The 19,268-nt window shown below is 55.0% G+C and carries 19 protein-coding genes and 2 pseudogenes; 5 read left to right on the forward strand and 16 right to left on the reverse strand.

Translation table 11 applies throughout. The features are described from left to right. Positions 1-12 precede the first annotated feature (12 nt). Positions 13-564 (reverse strand): phosphodiesterase, encoded by a 552-nt coding sequence (gene yfcE, locus IP582_RS17795; protein ID WP_193793983.1) that lies wholly within the window; start codon positions 562-564, stop codon positions 13-15. A 55-nt stretch (positions 565-619) separates the two neighbouring features. Further along, entirely contained in the window at positions 620-1,264 is a 645-nt protein-coding gene (gene yfcF, locus IP582_RS17800; RefSeq protein WP_193793984.1) for a glutathione transferase, read from the reverse strand. 127 nt (positions 1,265-1,391) lie between these two features. Here yfcF and IP582_RS17805 point away from each other — a divergent pair. From IP582_RS17805 to IP582_RS17820, 4 genes and pseudogenes are all read left to right on the forward strand, one after another. After that, positions 1,392-1,508: pseudogene (locus tag IP582_RS17805) on the forward strand (thiol:disulfide oxidoreductase); the annotation flags it as partial. Positions 1,509-1,703: 195 nt separating this feature from the next. Continuing rightward, positions 1,704-2,072: a dihydroneopterin triphosphate 2'-epimerase gene (folX, locus tag IP582_RS17810; RefSeq protein WP_039079864.1), complete on the forward strand. Its 369-nt coding sequence runs from the start codon at positions 1,704-1,706 to the stop codon at positions 2,070-2,072. A gap of 13 nt (positions 2,073-2,085) precedes the next feature. Further along, positions 2,086-2,991, forward strand: a complete 906-nt coding sequence (locus IP582_RS17815) for a TIGR01777 family oxidoreductase (RefSeq protein WP_193793986.1) — start codon at positions 2,086-2,088, stop codon at positions 2,989-2,991. A 62-nt stretch (positions 2,992-3,053) separates the two neighbouring features. After that, positions 3,054-3,554: pseudogene (locus IP582_RS17820) on the forward strand (GNAT family N-acetyltransferase). A 29-nt stretch (positions 3,555-3,583) separates the two neighbouring features. Here the strand turns inward: IP582_RS17820 and IP582_RS17825 are convergent. The 3 genes from IP582_RS17825 to dalD all read right to left on the reverse strand — a co-directional run bounded on the left by IP582_RS17825 (position 3,584) and on the right by dalD (position 7,791). Continuing rightward, positions 3,584-4,858 carry an MFS transporter gene (locus tag IP582_RS17825; protein WP_039079861.1) on the reverse strand — a complete coding sequence of 425 codons (1,275 nt, stop codon included), beginning with the start codon at positions 4,856-4,858 and terminating at the stop codon, positions 3,584-3,586. Positions 4,859-4,923: 65 nt separating this feature from the next. Next, positions 4,924-6,384: a xylulokinase gene (gene xylB, locus IP582_RS17830; protein ID WP_193793987.1), complete on the reverse strand. Its 1,461-nt coding sequence runs from the start codon at positions 6,382-6,384 to the stop codon at positions 4,924-4,926. A 9-nt stretch (positions 6,385-6,393) separates the two neighbouring features. Beyond that, positions 6,394-7,791 (reverse strand): D-arabinitol 4-dehydrogenase, encoded by a 1,398-nt coding sequence (dalD, locus tag IP582_RS17835; protein ID WP_193793988.1) that lies wholly within the window; start codon positions 7,789-7,791, stop codon positions 6,394-6,396. Between the two features lie 199 nt (positions 7,792-7,990). On the opposite strand from dalD, the gene IP582_RS17840 reads away from it, so the two are divergent. Beyond that, positions 7,991-8,938, forward strand: a complete 948-nt coding sequence (locus IP582_RS17840; RefSeq protein WP_039079859.1) for a sugar-binding transcriptional regulator — start codon at positions 7,991-7,993, stop codon at positions 8,936-8,938. A gap of 32 nt (positions 8,939-8,970) precedes the next feature. Here the strand turns inward: IP582_RS17840 and hisP are convergent, their stop codons facing one another. From hisP to accD, 11 genes are all read right to left on the reverse strand, one after another. Beyond that, a complete protein-coding gene (gene hisP / locus IP582_RS17845; protein ID WP_047369432.1) occupies positions 8,971-9,744 on the reverse strand; it encodes a histidine ABC transporter ATP-binding protein HisP in 774 nt (257 codons plus the stop codon). 7 nt (positions 9,745-9,751) lie between these two features. Continuing rightward, positions 9,752-10,468: an ABC transporter permease gene (locus IP582_RS17850; RefSeq protein WP_039079857.1), complete on the reverse strand. Its 717-nt coding sequence runs from the start codon at positions 10,466-10,468 to the stop codon at positions 9,752-9,754. Beyond that, positions 10,465-11,151, reverse strand: coding sequence for a histidine ABC transporter permease HisQ (locus IP582_RS17855; RefSeq protein WP_039079856.1), 687 nt, complete (start codon positions 11,149-11,151; stop codon positions 10,465-10,467). Before IP582_RS17855 ends, IP582_RS17850 begins: the two co-directional genes overlap by 4 nt. An 82-nt stretch (positions 11,152-11,233) precedes the next feature. Continuing rightward, a complete protein-coding gene (hisJ, locus tag IP582_RS17860; protein ID WP_039079855.1) occupies positions 11,234-12,016 on the reverse strand; it encodes a histidine ABC transporter substrate-binding protein HisJ in 783 nt (260 codons plus the stop codon). Between the two features lie 251 nt (positions 12,017-12,267). After that, positions 12,268-13,050, reverse strand: coding sequence for a lysine/arginine/ornithine ABC transporter substrate-binding protein ArgT (gene argT, locus IP582_RS17865; RefSeq protein WP_039079854.1), 783 nt, complete (start codon positions 13,048-13,050; stop codon positions 12,268-12,270). A gap of 273 nt (positions 13,051-13,323) precedes the next feature. Beyond that, positions 13,324-13,905, reverse strand: a complete 582-nt coding sequence (locus IP582_RS17870) for a UbiX family flavin prenyltransferase (protein WP_071196206.1) — start codon at positions 13,903-13,905, stop codon at positions 13,324-13,326. 102 nt (positions 13,906-14,007) lie between these two features. After that, positions 14,008-15,525, reverse strand: coding sequence for an amidophosphoribosyltransferase (gene purF / locus IP582_RS17875; protein WP_039079852.1), 1,518 nt, complete (start codon positions 15,523-15,525; stop codon positions 14,008-14,010). A gap of 35 nt (positions 15,526-15,560) precedes the next feature. Continuing rightward, complete coding sequence (gene cvpA / locus IP582_RS17880; RefSeq protein ID WP_039079851.1) at positions 15,561-16,049, reverse strand: colicin V production protein; 489 nt, start codon at positions 16,047-16,049, stop codon at positions 15,561-15,563. Positions 16,050-16,318: 269 nt separating this feature from the next. Then, on the reverse strand, positions 16,319-17,005 hold the full coding sequence (gene dedD, locus IP582_RS17885) for a cell division protein DedD (RefSeq protein ID WP_193793989.1): 687 nt from the start codon (positions 17,003-17,005) through the stop codon (positions 16,319-16,321). Then, the gene (folC, locus tag IP582_RS17890) at positions 16,995-18,263 is read right to left on the reverse strand and encodes a bifunctional tetrahydrofolate synthase/dihydrofolate synthase (protein ID WP_193793990.1); all 1,269 of its coding nucleotides are present in this window, start codon (positions 18,261-18,263) and stop codon (positions 16,995-16,997) included. The genes dedD and folC overlap by 11 nt, the downstream gene beginning before the upstream one ends. Positions 18,264-18,335: 72 nt before the next feature. After that, positions 18,336-19,250 carry an acetyl-CoA carboxylase, carboxyltransferase subunit beta gene (accD, locus tag IP582_RS17895; protein ID WP_039079848.1) on the reverse strand — a complete coding sequence of 305 codons (915 nt, stop codon included), beginning with the start codon at positions 19,248-19,250 and terminating at the stop codon, positions 18,336-18,338. Positions 19,251-19,268 lie beyond the last annotated feature (18 nt).

Genomic DNA, 19,268 nt, shown 5'->3' on the forward strand with positions numbered 1-19,268 from the left:
TTGAAGGGTAACTTACGGATTAATCGCGACCTGTGCAATAAGCCGCTTATCATTCAGTGCCATTACGCGCAAAACACCCTCTTCCAGCATGCCGTAACTGGCGTCGAATCCCCCTTTGGGAATACTCACCGAGCCCGGATTAAAGTGAAAAATGTCACCCTGGCGCTGCGCCACCGGCAGATGAGTATGACCATAGACCAGCACGTCACCCTGCGCCAGCGGCGGTATATTATCCGGCCCGAACAGGTGACCGTGGGTCAAAAACAGCCGCTGGTCAGGTAATAATACTTGCTGCCAGGGGGCCGTAATGGGGAAATTGAGCAGCATCTGATCGACTTCGCTGTCACAGTTGCCACGTACAGCAATAATACGCGACGCGTGTTCATTCAGCCGCTCTGCCACCTGCGCGGGCGCGTACCCTTGCGGCAGCGCGTTTCTTGGCCCGTGATTCAGCACATCACCCAAAATCACTAACCACTGCGCCCCGCTTTCGGCAAACAGCGCCAGTACGCGTTCGGTGGCAGGCAGCGAGCCATGAATATCGGATGCGAACATCAGTTTCATCACTACACCTCAGGTTAAAGAGAATGCCGTATCATACCGCAAGTGCGGCCAGGTCTCAGCCCGCACGCTTCGCCGACAGTGCGACATAGCGTTGTATTGAGGAGCGCTGCCACTGGAAGGTGGCGTAATCCACCAGACGCTCCGGCACATCATCGCCGTTTATTACCAGCCGGTTAATCATCAGTGCCAGATCGGCATCGGCGATACACCACTCGCCAAACAGATTCGGTTTACCGTGCGCCAGTAACTCCCCAGCAAGGGCAAAGAGTTTGGCGGCACTCTGCTGGCCTGCGGCGCTGAGCGGCGCTTTCTTCGCCCCGGCGAAAATCACGTCGGTGCTACGCTCTTCGCGAATCGGCATCAAATCGCTGCGGATCCACGCCTGCACCTGACGGGCACGGGCGCGTTTTTGTAAGTCGTGAGGGTAGATGCGTTCATATTCCGGCGGTGCAAAGCGCTCTTCCAGATACTCATCAATTGCCGAGGATTCGCTGAGCTCGAAACCGTCAATTTCCAGCACCGGCACGCGGCGAGTAAGGTAATAGCCAGTCCATCCCGTCTTCTGCTGCTCGCCGTGTTCCAAATCAATGGTTTTCAGGGTAAAGGGCAACGCTTTTTCCTGCAGCGCAACATAAGCAGACATGACATACGGGGAGAAAAATTCCGCATCTGACCACAACGTGATTGTCGACTCGCTCATAACATCCTCTCAACGATTAGGTTTTTCATCAAAATATAACGTCTTGTTAAGAGTGTCACTTGATCAAAACTCAAGGGCGATAAGTAACGCTTATACTCATTAAAATCTCTATTACGCCAGGAAAAAAATGAGTGTTCTCTTCTACGCTGCAACCTCTTGCGGGCAAAAAATCACGTTTTTTCCTGAAGAAGCGGAGCTTGCAAAGCGGCTTATTCGGGTGGATATCAGCAAAGGCGAGCATTACAGCATCGGTCATAGATTCATGCCCACCAGCGGCAGCGAATCGTACTGAATAATGACCCGGAGGCGAATAACAGATTTGAGCGTATTCGCACCCGGCCTGCGGCGATACCCGCGCTGGCGAAAGCGCAGTAAATCTAAATGGCAGCAATGTTTTCCTTGTGTATGATGAGACTGTTATTACTGAGGGAAGCCTGCAATGTCACAACCAGACGCCATTATTCGGATTAAAAATCTGCGCCTGCGCACATTTATCGGTATCAAAGAAGAAGAGGTCATCAACCGTCAGGATATCATTATCAATGTCATCATCCATTACCCGGCCGATAAGGCCCGCGCCAGCGAAGATATCAATGACGCGCTAAACTACCGCACGATAACTAAAAGCATAATTCACCATGTCGAGAGTAACCGCTTCTCGTTATTGGAAAAATTAACTCAGGATGTGCTGAATATCGCACGCGAACATCACTGGGTCACTTATGCTGAGGTTGAGATCGATAAACTTCACGCATTGCGTTACGCCGACTCTGTGTCCATGACCATGAGCTGGCGTCGTCAAGCGTAGCCCTGGAGGTTGCATGAAGATTCTGATTACCGGTGGTACAGGCCTGATTGGTCGTTTTTTGATTCCTCGTTTACAAGAGCTGAACCATTCCATCACCGTGGTGACACGCGACCCCGCCAAAGCGCAGCAAACACTTGGCGATACGGTGGCGCTGCTACCAGGTCTGGACGATCTCACTGACCTCAATGATTTCGACGCCGTCATCAATCTGGCGGGCGAACCGATTGCCGAAAAGCGCTGGAGCGATGAGCAAAAACAGCGCTTGTGTGAAAGCCGCTGGAAAATAACCCAGAGGCTGGTCGATCTCACTCTCGCCAGCGCGAATCCACCGGAAGTATTTATCTCCGGCTCCGCTGTCGGCTATTACGGCGATACGGGAGATGCGGTGATCACGGAAGACGAGACGCCGCATAACGAATTTACCCACGAACTGTGCGCCCGCTGGGAGCAAATCGCCAGCGGTGCGGAAAGTGAACGCACCCGCGTCTGTTTACTGCGCACCGGCGTTGTGATTGCGCGCAAAGGCGGGGCAATTGCCAAACTGCTGCCGCTCTTTCGCGTCGGGCTTGGCGGCCCGGTCGGTACCGGTCACCAGTACATGTCCTGGATTCATATCGACGATATGGCTAACGGCATCATCTGGCTGCTCAATAACGACCTGCGCGGCCCGTTCAATATGGTTTCGCCCTACCCCGCACGTAACGAACAATTCGCTCACGCGCTGGGACATGCGCTTAATCGGCCGGCGGTTATGCACGCCCCGGCCGCCACCGTGCGCCTGATGATGGGAGAGTCCGCCGTGCTGGTCCTTGGTGGCCAGCGCGCGCTGCCAAAACGACTTGAAGCCTCCGGGTTCGCGTTTCGCTGGTTCGATTTAGAAGAAGCGCTCAAGGATGTGGTGACACCCCCACCATTATAAGGCGTTTACCCGCGCCATTCCGGTGCTAAGCTAAGACGCTTTGCTACCGGAATGGCGCAACCATGATATTGACCACCGAGCGCCTGACGCTCTCTGCGTTTACCGAGGCCGACTGGTCTTTTTTCCTCACCCTACGCCAAAGCCCGGATGTCATGCGCTTTATGGGCGCCATTGCCTGTGAAGACGATATCCGCACCCTGTTTATCTCCCGCCTGAACGATAATCACGCCCGGGTGATTCGCGACAGAAATGGCGAACCGCTGGGTGATATTGGGCTGCACATCAGTACGCATTATCCGCAGGAAGCCGATATCGGCTACGCCATTGCCCCTTTCGCGCAGGGAAAAGGTGTTGCCAGTGAAGCGCTGAAAGCCATGCGGGATTATGCCTTTACGCAGATCCACGTCACCGCGCTGAATGCCTAGGTGCTGGCGGAAAATCAGGGTTCGGTGCGGCTACTGGAGAAACTGGGGTTTACGCGTAGGCAGGTGCTGGAAAAGGGCTATACGATTAACGGCGTGGATTATGATGACTGGGCTTACCGCCTGGAAAAAACGCGATAAGGCGCAGAGACACTGCGCCTTATGCCAGGTTACACGCTCTGTTCCACCTCTTCCGCTGAACGCCCCTGGCGCACGCGTTTGGGCTGCGGCACTTTGATGATAAAGGTCAGCACACCGGCGAAGATATAGAGCCCGGTGTAGGCCCATACCACGCCTACGATATCGAAAAACGGTAGCAGTGCGGAGGCAATCGCCGGGGCGACAAAGTTGCTCATCCCGGCAGAGAGGTTGTAGATGGAGACCGCCGCGCCTTTGTGATGCGGTTCCAGCGTCGGGAAGACCGCCGTCATCGGCACGAAAGCCGCAACAAAAATCCCCAGCATAATTGCCGGAATCAGCGCCACCGCGAAGTTATGTCCGGCATAGACCGGCAGGTAGTAAAACGTCAGGCTGGAGATGGCCATGCCCAGGCAGCCGAACCAGCGCACCTGGCGGATCCAGCCAATGTATTCCCCGGTGATCCCCCAGAAAATATTGGTGAAAATGGTGACGAAGAAGAACACCGCCCAGATTTGCAGCCATTCAGAGATGCTAAAGCCCAGCCGATCAACAAACAGCAGCGGCATCACAATCGCAAAACCAAACAGCGACAGCGTATTGATGATACGAATCAGGCAGGCATAGAAGATATCGCGGTTAGTAAACAGAATGGTCGCCGCGCGGGAAAGCTCGGTCATTTTGTCGCGCAGCGGCAAATTCACCCGCGAACGGTCCACTGGCACATTGCGCAGGCTAAAGAACGCCACCAGGCCACCACAACCGACCCAGACGATGGCAAACCACAGCGTCCCCGTTTCGCCAAACATCGGAATGGTCAGGCTTGGCAGGTAACTGCCCACCACGCCAATGCCGATGGAATACATGGCCCAGAACCAGCCTGTCGCCGCCGCCAGATTCGGGCGCGGCAGCACCTGAACCAGCATCAACATGAAAGAGTAGATAAACATCGGATAAGCCAGGCCGCGAATACCATAGAACAGCAGCATCAGCGGGTAGTTACGCATCCCCAGTCCCATCGACATAAACAGGGCATGCATAATGACCCACAGGACACAGCCAATGGTCATAGCGCGTTGCGGGGTGATGAGTTCCGCCACCACGCCGGATGCCCAGGCCGCCAGCGCTGCCGCCAGGCCGTAAATCGTAAAGACGACAGCCGACTGCGCAGGCGAGAAGCCCATATCGGTTATGTGTTTTGATAAGAATGCCATTTCAAAGCCATCGCCAGCCATAAAAATCGCGATAGCCACAAATCCCCAGAGCAGTTTTTTCGGTAAGCCAAACCAGTATTCATTAGATTGCATAACAATCTTCCTTTATAAGCCGGGAGATATGCCCCGGCGAAGGTACAGAGGCCGGGGCTGGAGGTTTAAGGCAGTAACGTGCGGGCGACCTGTTGCTGCTGATAGAGCAGCCGGAACAGCGCCAGCCGTTTCGCCAGCCATTGGCCGCGTTCAGGCTGCGGCGTAAAACGGGTGACCACCGGAGGTTTCAGACAGACTTTCGCCTCATCGCCGCCATCTGCCAGCCAGGCCAGACGCGCAGCACCCAGCGCACCGGAAGAACTTGCCGGATGCGTGACCATCGGAATGTTCAGTACATCGGCAATCAGTTGCGCCCACAGCGGGCTTCTCGCCCCACCGCCCGTCAGGCTGCACTGACAAATCGAGGCGTTACCCAGTACATTCAGTCCATCGGCCAGCCCGAAGGTGACGCCTTCAATCACCGCGTAACCCAACAGCGCGCGGCTGGTTTCATGGCGCAGATTGAAAAAACTCCCTGCCGCCAGCGGATCGTTATGCGGTGTGCGCTCCCCCGACAGATAAGGCAGGAATACCGGCGCGCGTTTCAGTTCCTCTTCCGTCAGTTGGGCAATCTCGTCCATCAACTGGCTTTCGGTGACCGAAAGCAGATTACAGATCCATCGCAGACAACTGGCGGCGCTCAGCATCACGCTCATCTGGTGCCAGCGTCCGGGGAGCGCATGGCAGAAGGCATGTACGCCAGAGTCCGGGTCTGCCTGCAGCGCATCGTTGACCACGAAAATCACCCCGGACGTCCCCAGAGAGATAAACGCGTCACCCGGCGCCACCGCGCCGACGCCCACGGCAGAGGTGGCGTTATCCCCCCCGCCCCCGGCGACCACCACCGAGGAGCTTAAGCCCCACTCGGTAGCCAGCGCGGCACGCAACGTCCCGCTGGGCGCGCTGCCTTCCACCAGCGACGGCATCTGGCTGCGGTTGAGGTCAGCCATGGCAAGCAGTTCGTCTGACCAGTCGCGTTTTGCCACATCCAGCCACAGGGTGCCAGCCGCGTCGGACGGGTCGCTGACAAACTCACCGGTTAAACGCCAGCGCAGGTAATCTTTTGGCAGCAGTACTTTTGCCACCCGGCTGAACACGTCAGGCTCGTGACGGGCCACCCACACCAGCTTCGGCGCGGTAAAACCCGGCATGATCATGTTGCCGCTGACAGTCATCATTTCCGGATGATGCTCACTCAGCCATGCGCACTCGTCGGCGCTGCGGGTGTCATTCCATAAAATGCAAGGACGCAGCACGTTGCCGTCGTTATCAAGCAGTACCGCACCGTGCATCTGCCCCGACAGGCCGATGGCGCGAATAGCCGCCCACTGTTGTGGATGCTGCTGGCGCAGTTCGGTGACCACCCGGCCACAGGCCTGCCACCAGGCCTGTGGATCCTGTTCCGCCCAGTGCGGATGCGGACGTTGCACCGTCAGCGCGGCATGCGCCGAGGCGACAATCTCACCGTCGCCGTCAGTGAGCAGCGCTTTTAATTCTGAGGTGCCAATATCAATGCCCAGGTACATAGCGCCCCCTTACACTGCCGCCAGTTGTGATTCAGGTTGTTTTATCCACTGCTCCAGCTCCGCGACAGTACGACGCAGCAGGGTTAAGAACTCTGCGGATGTCGCAAGGCCAGCAAACAGCGCGTCGTCCGCCGCCCACACCGCCAGCGGATCAGGCGCGTTGAAAACGGCGCGTACGGCATCGGGTTGCATCACGCCATCCTGATAGGTATAGGGTAGAGAACCGTCGGCCCAGCGTTTCAGGAACAGGAAGAACAGTGCAGGCAGCACGGCGGTCGCAGAGGGGACATCGCCGCGTTTGTAGCATTCGATAAGCGTCGGCGTGACCATTCCAGGAATTTTGGACAGACCGTCGGCGGCGACGCGCTGGTTAGTGTCTTTGATGTAGGGGTTGCTAAAGCGCGCCAGTACCACATCGCGATACTTCGCCAGATCAAGCGGACTTGGCGTCAATGAGGGAATGACATCGCGCGAGATATACTCCCAGGCCATCTGACGAATGGCGCTCTGGCGGGTGCTGTCATCAATAAAGCTCAGACCAATCAACGTTCCCGCCCAAGCGATGCAGCTATGGGTAGCGTTCAGAATGCGGATTTTCGCCTCTTCCCAGGGCAGTACGGATCCCACCAGTTCCACCCCTACCTTTTCGAGCGCCGGGCGGCCATTAATAAAATCATCTTCAATCACCCACTGAATAAAGGATTCGCCCATTACCGGTACCGCATCTTTAATGCCGGTTGCCGCCAGTACCCGCTCGGCCACATCCGGTGTCGGGCGCGGAGTGATGCGGTCGACCATGGTATTGGGTGACGTGGTGTTGTTCTCTACCCACTGACGTAGTTCGGTTTCGCCCTTCGCCTGCAAGAAGGAGAGAAAGCCGTGGCGAAAGCGCTCGCCGTTATGGCGCAGGTTGTCGCAGTTCAGCAAGGTAACGGGGTTGCCATGCTGCGCAATACGCTGTTTCAGGATACGGGTCAGCGCGCCGTAAAGTGTGCGGATCCCGCCGTTCAGGTCGGCCTGAATGTCGGCCTGCTGCTGATCCAGCTCATGCTCGGGCGTCAGGTAGTAACCGCTTTCGGTAACCGTAAAGGCGATGACGCGCGTTTCGGCATCGGCGCCCTGTTTCACCAGTGCGCTAATTTCGCTATCCCAGGGCAACACTTTGCGAATTGAGGTGATGGTTTCGTACTGCCGTTCGCCCTCCGGCGACACGGTTTCCAGCACATATTCACCGTTTTGCGCGGCGAGATGGCCCAGCAGCACACGGGCGTCATCGCGAATATTTCCCAACGCGATACTCCAGCGGTCATCCCCCTGCTTCATCAGTTTGTGCAGATACCACGCCTGATGAGCACGATGAAACGACCCGGCACCAATATGCATCCACACCGCTTTTTTCTCGGACATAATCATCACCTCAATTTGAGCATTTGACAGTTTTACGGGCTTATGCCCGATTGTTGTATGTATGTTAGTAGTGAGATGCGAAGGTTTTCTGCGAGGAAACTCACGAAAATAGCTTTTGCTCTTTAAAATGACATTTGCCCATTTTTGTTAAGCTGACCATTGCGCGTACAATGGCGGCAGGAAATTAGGGGAATGAGTGATGAACAAAGAAGAGAAAAAACAGGAACTCGCCGCCCGTGCCGCATGGATGTATTACGTGGCGGGATTAACACAACAGGATATTGCCTCGGCGCTGGGCCTGTCGCGCCAGGTAGCACAACGGCTCATTTCCGGTGCCCGCGAAACCGGGATGGTTACCGTCAATATCAGCCATCCGGTAACCCGTTGTCTGAAACTGGCGCATGACCTGCAAGAAAAATATGCCCTCAACCTGTGTCGCGTTGTGCCATCTGCCGGGCTGGAAGATGATGCCATTCAGCAGATGCTGGCCGTTGAAGGGGCACAGGTGATGGCACAATTTATCTGTGAAGAGAAACCGCAGGTCTTTGGTGTCGGCTCCGGTAAAACGCTGCGCGCCGTGATTGACGCCCTGCCGTCGCTGGAGCGACCGCAGCATCAGTGCGTGTCGATGATCGGCGCCATCGCACGGGATGACTCCGGTACCCGTTACGATGTGCCGCTGAAAATGGCGGAAAAAATGCAGGGTAAGTATTTTTTCATTCCGGCGCCGCTCTATGCCGATAGCCCGGAAGATAAAAACAGTTGGTGCCAGCATCAGATCTACCAGCGCGTGGCGGCAAGAGCGCTTAACGCGGATGTCACTTTTCTTGGCATTGGCGAGGTGAAATTGGGTTGCCCGCTGAACACCGAGGGGTTTATTACCGACGCCCAGGTCAAAGATCTGGAGACGCAGCATGTCGCAGGCGAGATGCTTGGCCATTTCTTTAACCATCAGGGTGTACGCCTGGATTCCGAACTGGATGCAATGCTGACCAGTGTGCCGCTCACCAGCCACACGCAACGAAAAGTGGTCGGGTTTGCCGGAGGGGAACGTAAACTTGCCGCCATTCGCGCAGCCCTGGTCGGTGGCTGGGTCAATGGGCTGGTGACGGACGAAGATACCGCGCTGCAACTGCTGGCGGACTAAGCGGCTACCGGCGAGCGCCGGTAGCCCGAGGATTACTTGAGTGAACCTTTGAGGAACTGCTGCAGACGTGGGCTTTTCGGATTGCCAAACAGCTCATCCGGCGCGCCCTCTTCTTCAATTTTGCCCTGATGCAGGAAAATCACATGGGTGGACACATGGCGGGCAAAGCCCATTTCATGCGTCACCACCACCATGGTTTTTCCCTCTTCCGCCAGTTGTTGCATGATGCGCAGCACTTCGCCCACCAGCTCCGGGTCCAGCGCGGAAGTGGGTTCGTCAAACAGCAAGACTTCCGGTTCCATTGCCAGCGCACGGGCAATGGAGACGCGCTGCTGCTGACCGCCAGAGAGATGCACCGGGTATTTCGCCTGCTGAATACCATCAATACCCACTTTTGCCAGGTATTTCACCGCACGCTCGCGGGCCTCCTGTTTGCTCAGCCCCAGCACCTGGATTGGCGCTTCCATGACGTTTTCCAGAACCGTCATGTGGCTCCACAGGTTGAAATGCTGAAACACCATTGTCAGGCGGGTACGCAACAAACGCAGTTGCTGTTTATCCGCCACCCGCAACTGACCGTCTTTATCGCGCACCAGGTTGATGTTCTCGCCATTGACGATGATCGTTCCTTCACTTGGCTTCTCAAGGAAGTTTATGCAGCGCAGAAAGGTACTTTTACCGGAGCCGGACGAGCCAATAATGCTGATCACATCCCCGGCGTTAGCCTGCAGCGACACCCCTTTCAACACCTCATGCTCGCCGTAGCGTTTATGTAAATCGATAACGTTTAATTTATTGTCAGACATGATGTTCTCAGTGCGTCGAAGAAGGTTTTATATGCTGCAGCCAGCGTTTTTCCGCCTTGCGGAACAGGCTAATCAGCACATAAGAGATGATCAAATACAGTACTGCCGCCATACCAAACGCGGTGAACGGCTGGTAGGTCGCGGAGTTAATATCACGGGCGATTTTGAGCAGATCCGGCACCGTCGCGGTAAAAGCCAGCGCGGTAGAGTGGAGCATCAAAATCACTTCGTTGCTGTAGGCAGGCAGCGCAATGCGCAGCGCCGACGGCAGGATAATGCAGCGATACATTTTCACCGACGAGAAACCATAGGCGCGGGCGGCTTCAATTTCCCCGGCCGGTACCGAACGGATCGCCCCGGCGAAAATCTCGGTAGTGTAAGCACAGGTATTAAGCGTTAACGCCAGCACCGTACAATTGAGGCCGCTGCGGAAAAACGCGTTGAGCAGTTCCGTTCCCTTCACGATTTCCAGCGTATACATGCCTGAGTAAAAAACCAGCAACTGCACATAGAGCGGCGTACCGCGAAAAATATACGTGAACAGCCAGATGGGAAATTGAATGTATTTGTTGCTGGAGACGCGACCAATGGCCAGAAACACCGCCATGACGCCGCCCATCACCACCGAAGAGATCAACAGCCACAGGGTAATAGCCACCCCGGTGAAGCGGTATCCATCGGTCCACAACAGCGATTTCCAGTACTCCTGAATAATCTCGATCACAGGTCAGCCCTCTTCACACCTACGGAGTAGCGACGTTCGAGAAGAAGCAGTACGCCATTAGAAACGGTGGTAAACACCAGATAAATCAGGCCGCATACAACGGCAAAGTAGAATGGCTCCCAGGTGCTTTTCCCGGCGAGCTGCGTGGCTTTCACCACATCTTCCAGCCCCAGCAACGACACTAACGCCGTCGCTTTGAGAATAACCTGCCAGTTGTTGCCAATCCCCGGCAATGCGAAGCGCATCATGGCCGGAAACAAAATACGGCGAAAGGTCTGTGAGTTGGTGAAACCAAACGCGGTGGCAGCCTCAATATGCCCTTTCGGCACCGCCATATAAGCGCCACGGAAGGTTTCGGTGAAATAGGCACCATAAATAAACCCCAGGGTGATAATACCCGCCACCATAGGATCAATATCGAGTTGCTCCATACCCATCGCATCGGTCAGCGTGTTGAGGGCTATTTGCAATCCGTAAAAAATCAGCAGCATCAGCACCAGATCGGGCACGCCGCGAATCAATGTGGTGTAGCCTTCAAAAACCAGCGCTAACGGACGGTTTTTAGAGAGTTTTGCGCCCGCACCGGCCAGGCCAATCAGTACCGCCAGCACCACCGAACTGATAGCCAGTTCCAGCGTGACAAGGGCACCATGAAAGATAACTTGAGAAAAACCATACAGCATGCAGCCTGTCCTGTCGTATTCGTGTCTGCCGCGTCTCTTCCCCTTCCGGGCGGAAGGGGTCGCACGTTAAACACGCGTGGAATTAACCACCATAAACATCAAAATCAAAGTACTTTTTCGCCAGTTTTTCGTAAGTTCCGTCTGCACGCATTTCCGCGAAGGCTTTATTCAGCGCTTCACGCAGTTCGTTATCGTCTTTACGAATCCCCATACCGGTGCCGACGCCAAACAGCTTCTCGTCTTTAATAGACGGACCGCCAAATTTGTAGTCTTTACCCATCGCCGTTTTCAGGAAACCTTCGCTGGCGGCCACTTCATCCTGAAACGCAGCATCAATACGGCCTGCGGTCAGGTCAGAGTAGATATTGTCCTGTCCCTGGTAGGAGACGATTTCAATACCCTGCGGCGCCCAGTGAACATTACCGTACGTTTCCTGCGTGGTGCCCTGCAATACGCCAATGCGTTTGCCTTTCAGCTTCGCGAGATCGGGAACGATGTCGGAGTCTTTCGCCACAACCAGACGAGAATCCGCTGCATACAGCTTGTCGGTGAACGAAATTTCCTGTTGGCGTTTTTCAGTAATTGAGAGAGATGACATGATGGCGTCGATTTTTTTCGCTTTAAGCGAAGGAATCAGCGCGTCCAGTGGGTTTTCAATAAAGACACACTGGGTTTTGATACGCGTACACAGCTCTTTCGCCAGATCGATGTCAAAACCAACCAATTCGCCCTGCGAATTCTTTGATTCGAAAGGAGCATAAGTTGGGTCAGTACCGATGCGGAGTTTTTGCGGAATGGCTGCGAATGCGCTTGAAACGCTGGAGATAGCGAGCACCAAAGAAAGTGATAACACCAATTTTTTCATAATTATCCTCAACAGACTGTCTTTCCTAAGGGATTTATTAGAAGAATACGGTGTCGCTATCGTGCCATTATATGGCACGGCAAGGCAAAGCATTCTGCCCGCCTGCCGGCTTTTTTTGCATGGTTTTTGCTTAACTATGCAGCGTTGCGCCATTTCGGTGCATCAGGCGCACCAACTTTAAACATCACACGTATTTATGCACCATTCTGGAAAATCAAAATGGCGCATCGTTTATCCCAAAAACAGCTGCTTTACTCGCCGTAGACGTTAAAGTCGAAATATTTCTTCGCGAGCTTATCGTAGGTACCGTCTTTACGAATTTCAGCAAAGGCTTTGTCGAAGGCCGCTTTCAGCTCGGTATCGTCTTTACGCAGACCGATCCCGGTGCCATCACCAAAGTATTTTTTATCTTTAACGGACGGACCGGCGAACGCAAAATCTTTACCGGCAGGCTGTTTCAGGAAGCCTTCGCTGGCAGCCACTTCGTCCTGGAATGCAGCATCCAGACGGCCTGCGGCGAGATCAGAGTAGATCAGATCCTGGTTCTGGTAGGCCACCACATCGATACCCTTAGTGCGCCAGTTGTCATTCGCATAACCTTCTTGCGTAGACCCCTGCAGAACCCCTACGTGTTTGCCTTTCAGAGAGTCCAGCGTCGGCACGATCGGCGAGCCTTTTTTGGCGATCAGACGGGAATCAGCAGCATAGAGTTTGTCGGAGAAAGCAATCTCCTGCTGACGTTTTTCGGTAATGGAGAGAGAGGAGATAATCGCATCGATTTTCTTCGCTTTCAGAGACGGGATGAGCGCGTCAAAATCGCTGCCAACCCAGGTACATTTGACCTTGATGCGGGTACACATCTCATTACCGAGATCGATGTCAAAACCGACAAAATTCCCTTTCGCATCTTTAGAAGAGAAAGGTGCGTATGTCGCATCAGTACCGATGCGTACAGTCTGGGGAAGCGCTGCGTAAACACTGGATGCCGCGGACAGGCCCAGCAGTAAAGACAGAGCAATAACCGTCTTCTTCATACATTACCCTCAAGTATTCTGATTTTATTTTGTGCTGCGTTGTGTTGTGTGTTGCTACGAGTTTACTTGCACGTCTTATGCCAGATTTTTAGCGCTGAAAAACAACAGCGTTAAATTTGTTAATGAAACGTTGCAAATTGACCTTAATGGTGAAAGATAGCAGGTCCACCGAACGAACCGGAGTGTTAACAGGGGAAAAAAGGAATTAAATGTTGAGGATATGATCGTGATTGCAAAAATGCCCTAAAAAAGGGCATCGGGCAATGATGCGCACTATCTGGAGGCATTTCCCCCCTGCCAGCGGATGAACAGATCTTCAGGCAGAGCGATATCAAATTGATCCAGAACGCGGTTCACGGTCTGGTTAATAATGTCATCCAGCGTTTTCGGCGCATGGTAAAACGCAGGGACCGGCGGCATGATAACAGCCCCCAATTCTGCGGCCTGCGTCATCAAACGCAGATGGCCTAAATGCAACGGTGTTTCACGCACGCACAGCACCAGCGGGCGACGCTCTTTTAACACCACATCCGCCGCACGCGTCAACAGGCCGTCTGTATAGCTGTGCACAATGCCAGAGAGCGTTTTTATCGAACAGGGCAATACGACCATGCCTGCGGTCTTAAATGAGCCGGAAGAGATGTTAGCAGCGATATCGCGGGCATCATGCACCACATCCGCCATAGCCTGAACATCACGCAGGGAAAAATCGGTTTCGAGAGAGAGGGTCTGGCGCGCGGCCGGGCTCATCACCAGATGGGTTTCAATGTCCGCCACGTCGCGTAATACCTGCAACAAGCGCACGCCGTAAATCGCGCCGCTGGCCCCTGAGATCCCCACAATGAGTCGTTTCATATCCGTCGCCTTTATCTACACTGAGGCAGACTTTGCCGGATTATGCCAACAGTTGCAACTGATGAGCGCCCCCTCCGGGCGGAGAGGGCGAAAACGGGTCGATTACCCTTCGTTGTGCATCTCTAAGCTTTCGAGATCGTTCTGCATCTGCACGGCTTTCGCATCGTCGTTACGCAGCGAGTCGAGGTAGTCGAGATACCCCTGATCCACGTCTTTGGTGACATAGATGCCATTGAAGACTGAGCACTCGAACTGCTGGATATCCGGGTTTTCCGCGCGAACAGCGTCGATCAGATCGGTTAGATCCTGGAAAATCAGGCCATCAGCGCCGATGATCTGGCGAATCTCATCCACTTCACGACCATGTGCAATCAGTTCGTTCGCGGTCGGCATATCGATACCGTAGACGTTCGGGAAACGAATTTCCGGCGCCGCAGAGGCGAGGTACACTTTCTTCGCCCCGGCTTCACGGGCCATCTCGATAATCTGCTCAGAAGTGGTACCACGTACGATGGAGTCATCCACCAGCAGCACGTTTTTATCGCGGAACTCAGCGCGGTTCGCGTTCAGCTTACGGCGGACGGATTTGCGACGCAGTTGCTGACCCGGCATGATAAAGGTCCGGCCAACGTAGCGGTTTTTCACAAAACCCTGACGGTACGGCTTGCCAAGAATGCGGGCGATTTCCAGCGCGATATCGCAGGAGGTTTCCGGGATGGGAATAACCACGTCGATATCCAGATCTTCCCATTCACGCGCAATCTTCTCGCCAAGCTTCGTGCCCATATTGACACGTGCGCTGTAGACGGAGATTTTGTCGATGAAGGAGTCCGGACGCGCAAAATAGACGTATTCGAACAGGCACGGGTTGCTGACCGGATTATCCGCACACTGGCGGGTAAACAACTGGCCTTTTTCGGTGATGTAGACAGCTTCGCCCGGCGCGATATCGCGCAGGAATTCAAAGCCCAGCGTATCGAGCGCCACGCTTTCTGACGCCACCATGTACTCAGTGCGGCCATCACCAATATCGCGTTTACCCAGTACCAGTGGACGAATACCGTTCGGGTCGCGGAAAGCAACCATACCGTGGCCGATGATCATCGCAACACATGCATACGCGCCACGTATCTGGCGGTTGGTCGCGGCGACAGCGGCGAAAATGTTGTCTGCTTCCAGCGGATAATGGCGGAAATTATCCAGCTCGCTGGCGAAAATATTCAGCAGGATTTCGGAATCAGACGTGGTGTTGATGTGGCGGCGTTTTTCTTCAAACAGCTTTTTGCGCAGCTCATGGGCATTGGTCAGGTTGCCGTTATGGGCAAGCGTGATGCCGTAAGGGGAGTTAACGTAAAAAGGCTGAGCCTCGGAGGCGCTGGAGCTGCCAGCGGTTGGGTAACGCACATGGCCGATACCCATGTTGCCCTGAAGACGCTGCATATGGCGGGCTTCGAAAACATCGTTGACCAGACCATTTGCTTTGCGCAGACGGAAACAATTATTTGCATCGATCGTGATGATGCCAGCGGCATCCTGACCACGGTGCTGAAGCACCGTTAACGCGTCATAAATCGACTGGTTGACCGGCATAACACCGGCGATACCGACAATACCGCACATACGTCTTTTCCTCGTTAAGCCACATCTCAGAGCGATTACGCTCTGGGCAAGAAACTTGACGAACTTTGCAGATAGTCAAAGAACCATCTGATGATGAAACTGAATTGCGGGATAAGCTGCGACTTCTGCCAGTCTTCGCTTTTTGACAGGCCCGTAAAGGTATCGAGAAAGAACAGAATGGCGGCGACAATTAGCACCCCGCGTAGCGCGCCAAAACAGATCCCCAACACCCTGTCTGTACCCGACAGGCCGGTTTTCTCCACAAGTTGACCTATCACGTAATTGACGATAGCGCCAACAATCAGCGTCGCGATGAACAGGATGGCGATGGATATCCCATTGCGCACCAGTTCGTCTTCAAAGCCCGTAAACCAGACTGACAGGTAAGTGTAGTAATGACTGGCAACAAAGAAAGCACAACCCCATGTCACCAGTGATAACGCTTCACGAACAAAGCCGCGGATGAGGCTAACCAGACAGGAAAAACCAATCACCGCGATGATGGCGTAATCAATCCAGACCATATGTGTCCCACGATTTACGCCCTGTCATCCAGTTCGGGGCGCATTCTAACAGAAAAAGAAAACGTTTGCGTAGGGATTTCCTTCCCGCGCGTAAATAAAAATGGCGCTGAAAAAATATTCAACGCCATCGGATCTTTAGCCTCTTCGGGCGTGTTTTTGAATTCGTATTTACCCCCTCACCCCGGCCCTCTCCCTCAAGGGAGAGGGAGCAAACCATCCCCTCGCCCCCTTTGGGGAGAGGGTTAGGGTGAGGGGGAACAAAACGCACGCTAGTTCGCGCTATACCCCATTACCACACCGCTCAAGCCTGACAGTTGCTTAAGCTCCTCAAGCGACCCCTTGAGTTTATCTTTTGATGCATCCGGACCGACCAGGATGCGGGTGATTTTACCCTGTACTGGCGTGGTGGGCGCAGTATAAACGCGATAACCTGCACCGCGCAGTTTACCGACAATTTCATTAACTTTGTCAGCGTTCTTAAGCGCACCCAGTTGTACCACCCAGGCTTTACCCACTGGCGCAGACTTATCCGCCGCGGGCGGCTGATCCGCTGGCGGGATTGCCGCCACCTGTTCTGCGGGTTTCTGTGGCTGTGGCTTGGGCTTCTCAACCGGTTTTGGCTGTTCAACCTGCTTCGGCGCGACGGGTTGCGTCGTGACATCCGGCGTCGTCGCCCCACTGACAGCCCGCCGGGAGGCATCCAGCGACGGCGCTGCCGCCTCGCCAGCCTGCACCTCTTCCGCTGCCCCTTCCGGCGGCTGAGCCGGGAGCGCCTGCGTGGCCGCTGGCATCATATCCGGCTCATCACGATCGCCGGGTTTGGGTACCAGAGGAATGGCGGCGAACTCATCCTGATAATGCTTTTTTTGCCCGTCCAGCAGCCCGGGCAGAATAATCACCCCGAGCGCAACCAGCACAATGGTTCCCATCAAACGGTTCTGAAACTTACTTGCCACCGGTTCTCCCCGCTTCCATCGCTTCCATGACATGTGCCACCGTATGGAATGAACCACACACCAGCACGGTATCTTCTGCTGTGGCCTCCGCCATCGCTGCCTGCCAGGCCTGCGCAACGTGTTGATACGCCTTCCCTTGCGGTAAGTGCGCCATCAACTGTTCTGCCGTCGCACCGCGTGGCCCCTCCAGAGGGGCACAATACCAGCTATCGACCACGGGCTCCAGACAGGCGAGTGTTCCGGCGATGTCTTTATCATGCAGCATGCCGATGACCGCCAGCACGCGACCGCGCTTAGGCTCTGCAGCCAGCCGCCCGGCAAGGTAAGCCGCCGCATGAGGATTATGCGCCACATCCAGAATAAGACGTGGGTTTTCAGCCACAATCTGAAAGCGACCAGGCAAAATCGCCGACGCGATACCGTCACGAATAGCCTGCTCGCTCACCGCCAGCCCACTGGCCCGCAGTGCTGCAAGCGCCGTTGCGGCATTTGGCTGCGGCACCTGCGGCAGCGGTAAACCGGTCAACTCGCCCTGGCCGTCGCGAAAACGCCACTGGCCCTGCTCTACTTCATACTGCCAGTCTACGCCCCGGCGCATCAGCAGAGCGCCTTTTTCCACAGCCACCTCGCCGATGGTATACGGCATATCGCTTTCGCCGACTACCGCCGGTTTACCGCCCCGGAAGACGCCCGCTTTTTCGCGACCGATACTTTCTCTGTCTGGCCCCAGCCAGTCGGTATGATCAAGCGCAATGCTGGTTACCACGGCGACATCCGCATCGACCATATTGGTGGCGTCAAGACGCCCGCCCAGTCCCACTTCGAGGATAACAACGTCCAGCTTCGCCTGTTTAAACAGCCACAGCGCCGACAGCGTACCGTATTCAAAATAGGTTAATGAGGTTTCACCGCGCACCGCTTCAATTTCGGCAAAAGAACGGGTGTGATCGAGTTCCGTCAGCTCCTCGCCCTGTACGCGGACGCGCTCGGTATAACGGATAAGATGCGGCGAACTGTAGACACCCACACGATATCCGGCCGCCAGGAGAATGGATTCGAGAGTACGGCAAGTCGTGCCTTTACCATTGGTTCCCGCAACGGTAAAGACAAACGGCGCCGGTCGCAAAACATCAAGACGCGCTGCAACCTGGCTTACGCGCTCAAGTCCCAGGTCAATGGTTTTGCTGTGCAGGTTTTCCAGATAAGAAAGCCACGCGGCCAGGGGCGACGTGGCTTGCAAAATGCGTTTATTTTCCATGATGCCCGTAGGATGTTTGACGATGTAAAAAGCAAAAGGGCAGCGCCGTGATGGCCCTGCCCTTCGGTATTATCAGGCCTCGGCTTCCTGATCGGGCACCGGGGGCACCACCACGCTTTCACGTGGCGCATCCGGGCTCGGCGCTGGCTGATTGGTCAGCTTCGCCAGGATGCTGGCCAGTTTCAGGCGCATTTCCGGACGACGAACGATCATGTCGATCGCCCCTTTTTCAATCAGGAATTCACTGCGCTGGAATCCCGGCGGCAGTTTTTCACGTACGGTCTGCTCAATAACGCGCGGGCCGGCAAAACCAATGAGCGCTTTCGGCTCGGCAATATTCAGGTCGCCCAGCATCGCGAAACTCGCGGAAACACCGCCCATGGTTGGGTCAGTCAGTACAGAGATATACGGCAGGCCGCGCTCTTGCATCTTCGCCAGCGCTGCGGAGGTTTTCGCCATCTGCATCAGCGACATCAGCGCTTCCTGCATACGTGCGCCACCCGAGGCGGAGAAACAGATCAACGGACAGTTATCTTCCAGCGCCTGCTCAACGGCGCGAACAAAACGCGCACCCACGACAGAGCCCATTGAGCCGCCCATAAAGGCGAATTCAAACGCTGCCGCGACAACCGGCATACCATGCAGCGTGCCTTTCATTACCACCAGCGCATCTTTTTCGCCGGTCTCTTTCTGTGCCGTCGCCAGACGGTCTTTGTATTTTTTGGAGTCACGGAACTTGAGCACGTCTTTCGGCTCGAGTTCGCTACCCAGTTCCACCAGTGAACCTTCGTCCAGCAATGTATGCAGGCGGTTACGCGCAGTCATGCGCATATGGTGGTCACACTTCGGGCAGACCTCAAGGTTACGCTCCAGCTCGGCACGATACAGTACCTGGCCGCAGCTATCGCATTTCGTCCACACGCCCTCAGGGATGCTCGCCTTACGGGTGGGGGTAATATTGCTTTTGATTCGTTCAATCCAGCTCATTGATAACCTTTATACATG

The sequence above is a fragment of the Citrobacter sp. BDA59-3 genome (assembly GCF_015167655.1).
GTDB lineage: Bacteria > Pseudomonadota > Gammaproteobacteria > Enterobacterales > Enterobacteriaceae > Phytobacter > Phytobacter diazotrophicus.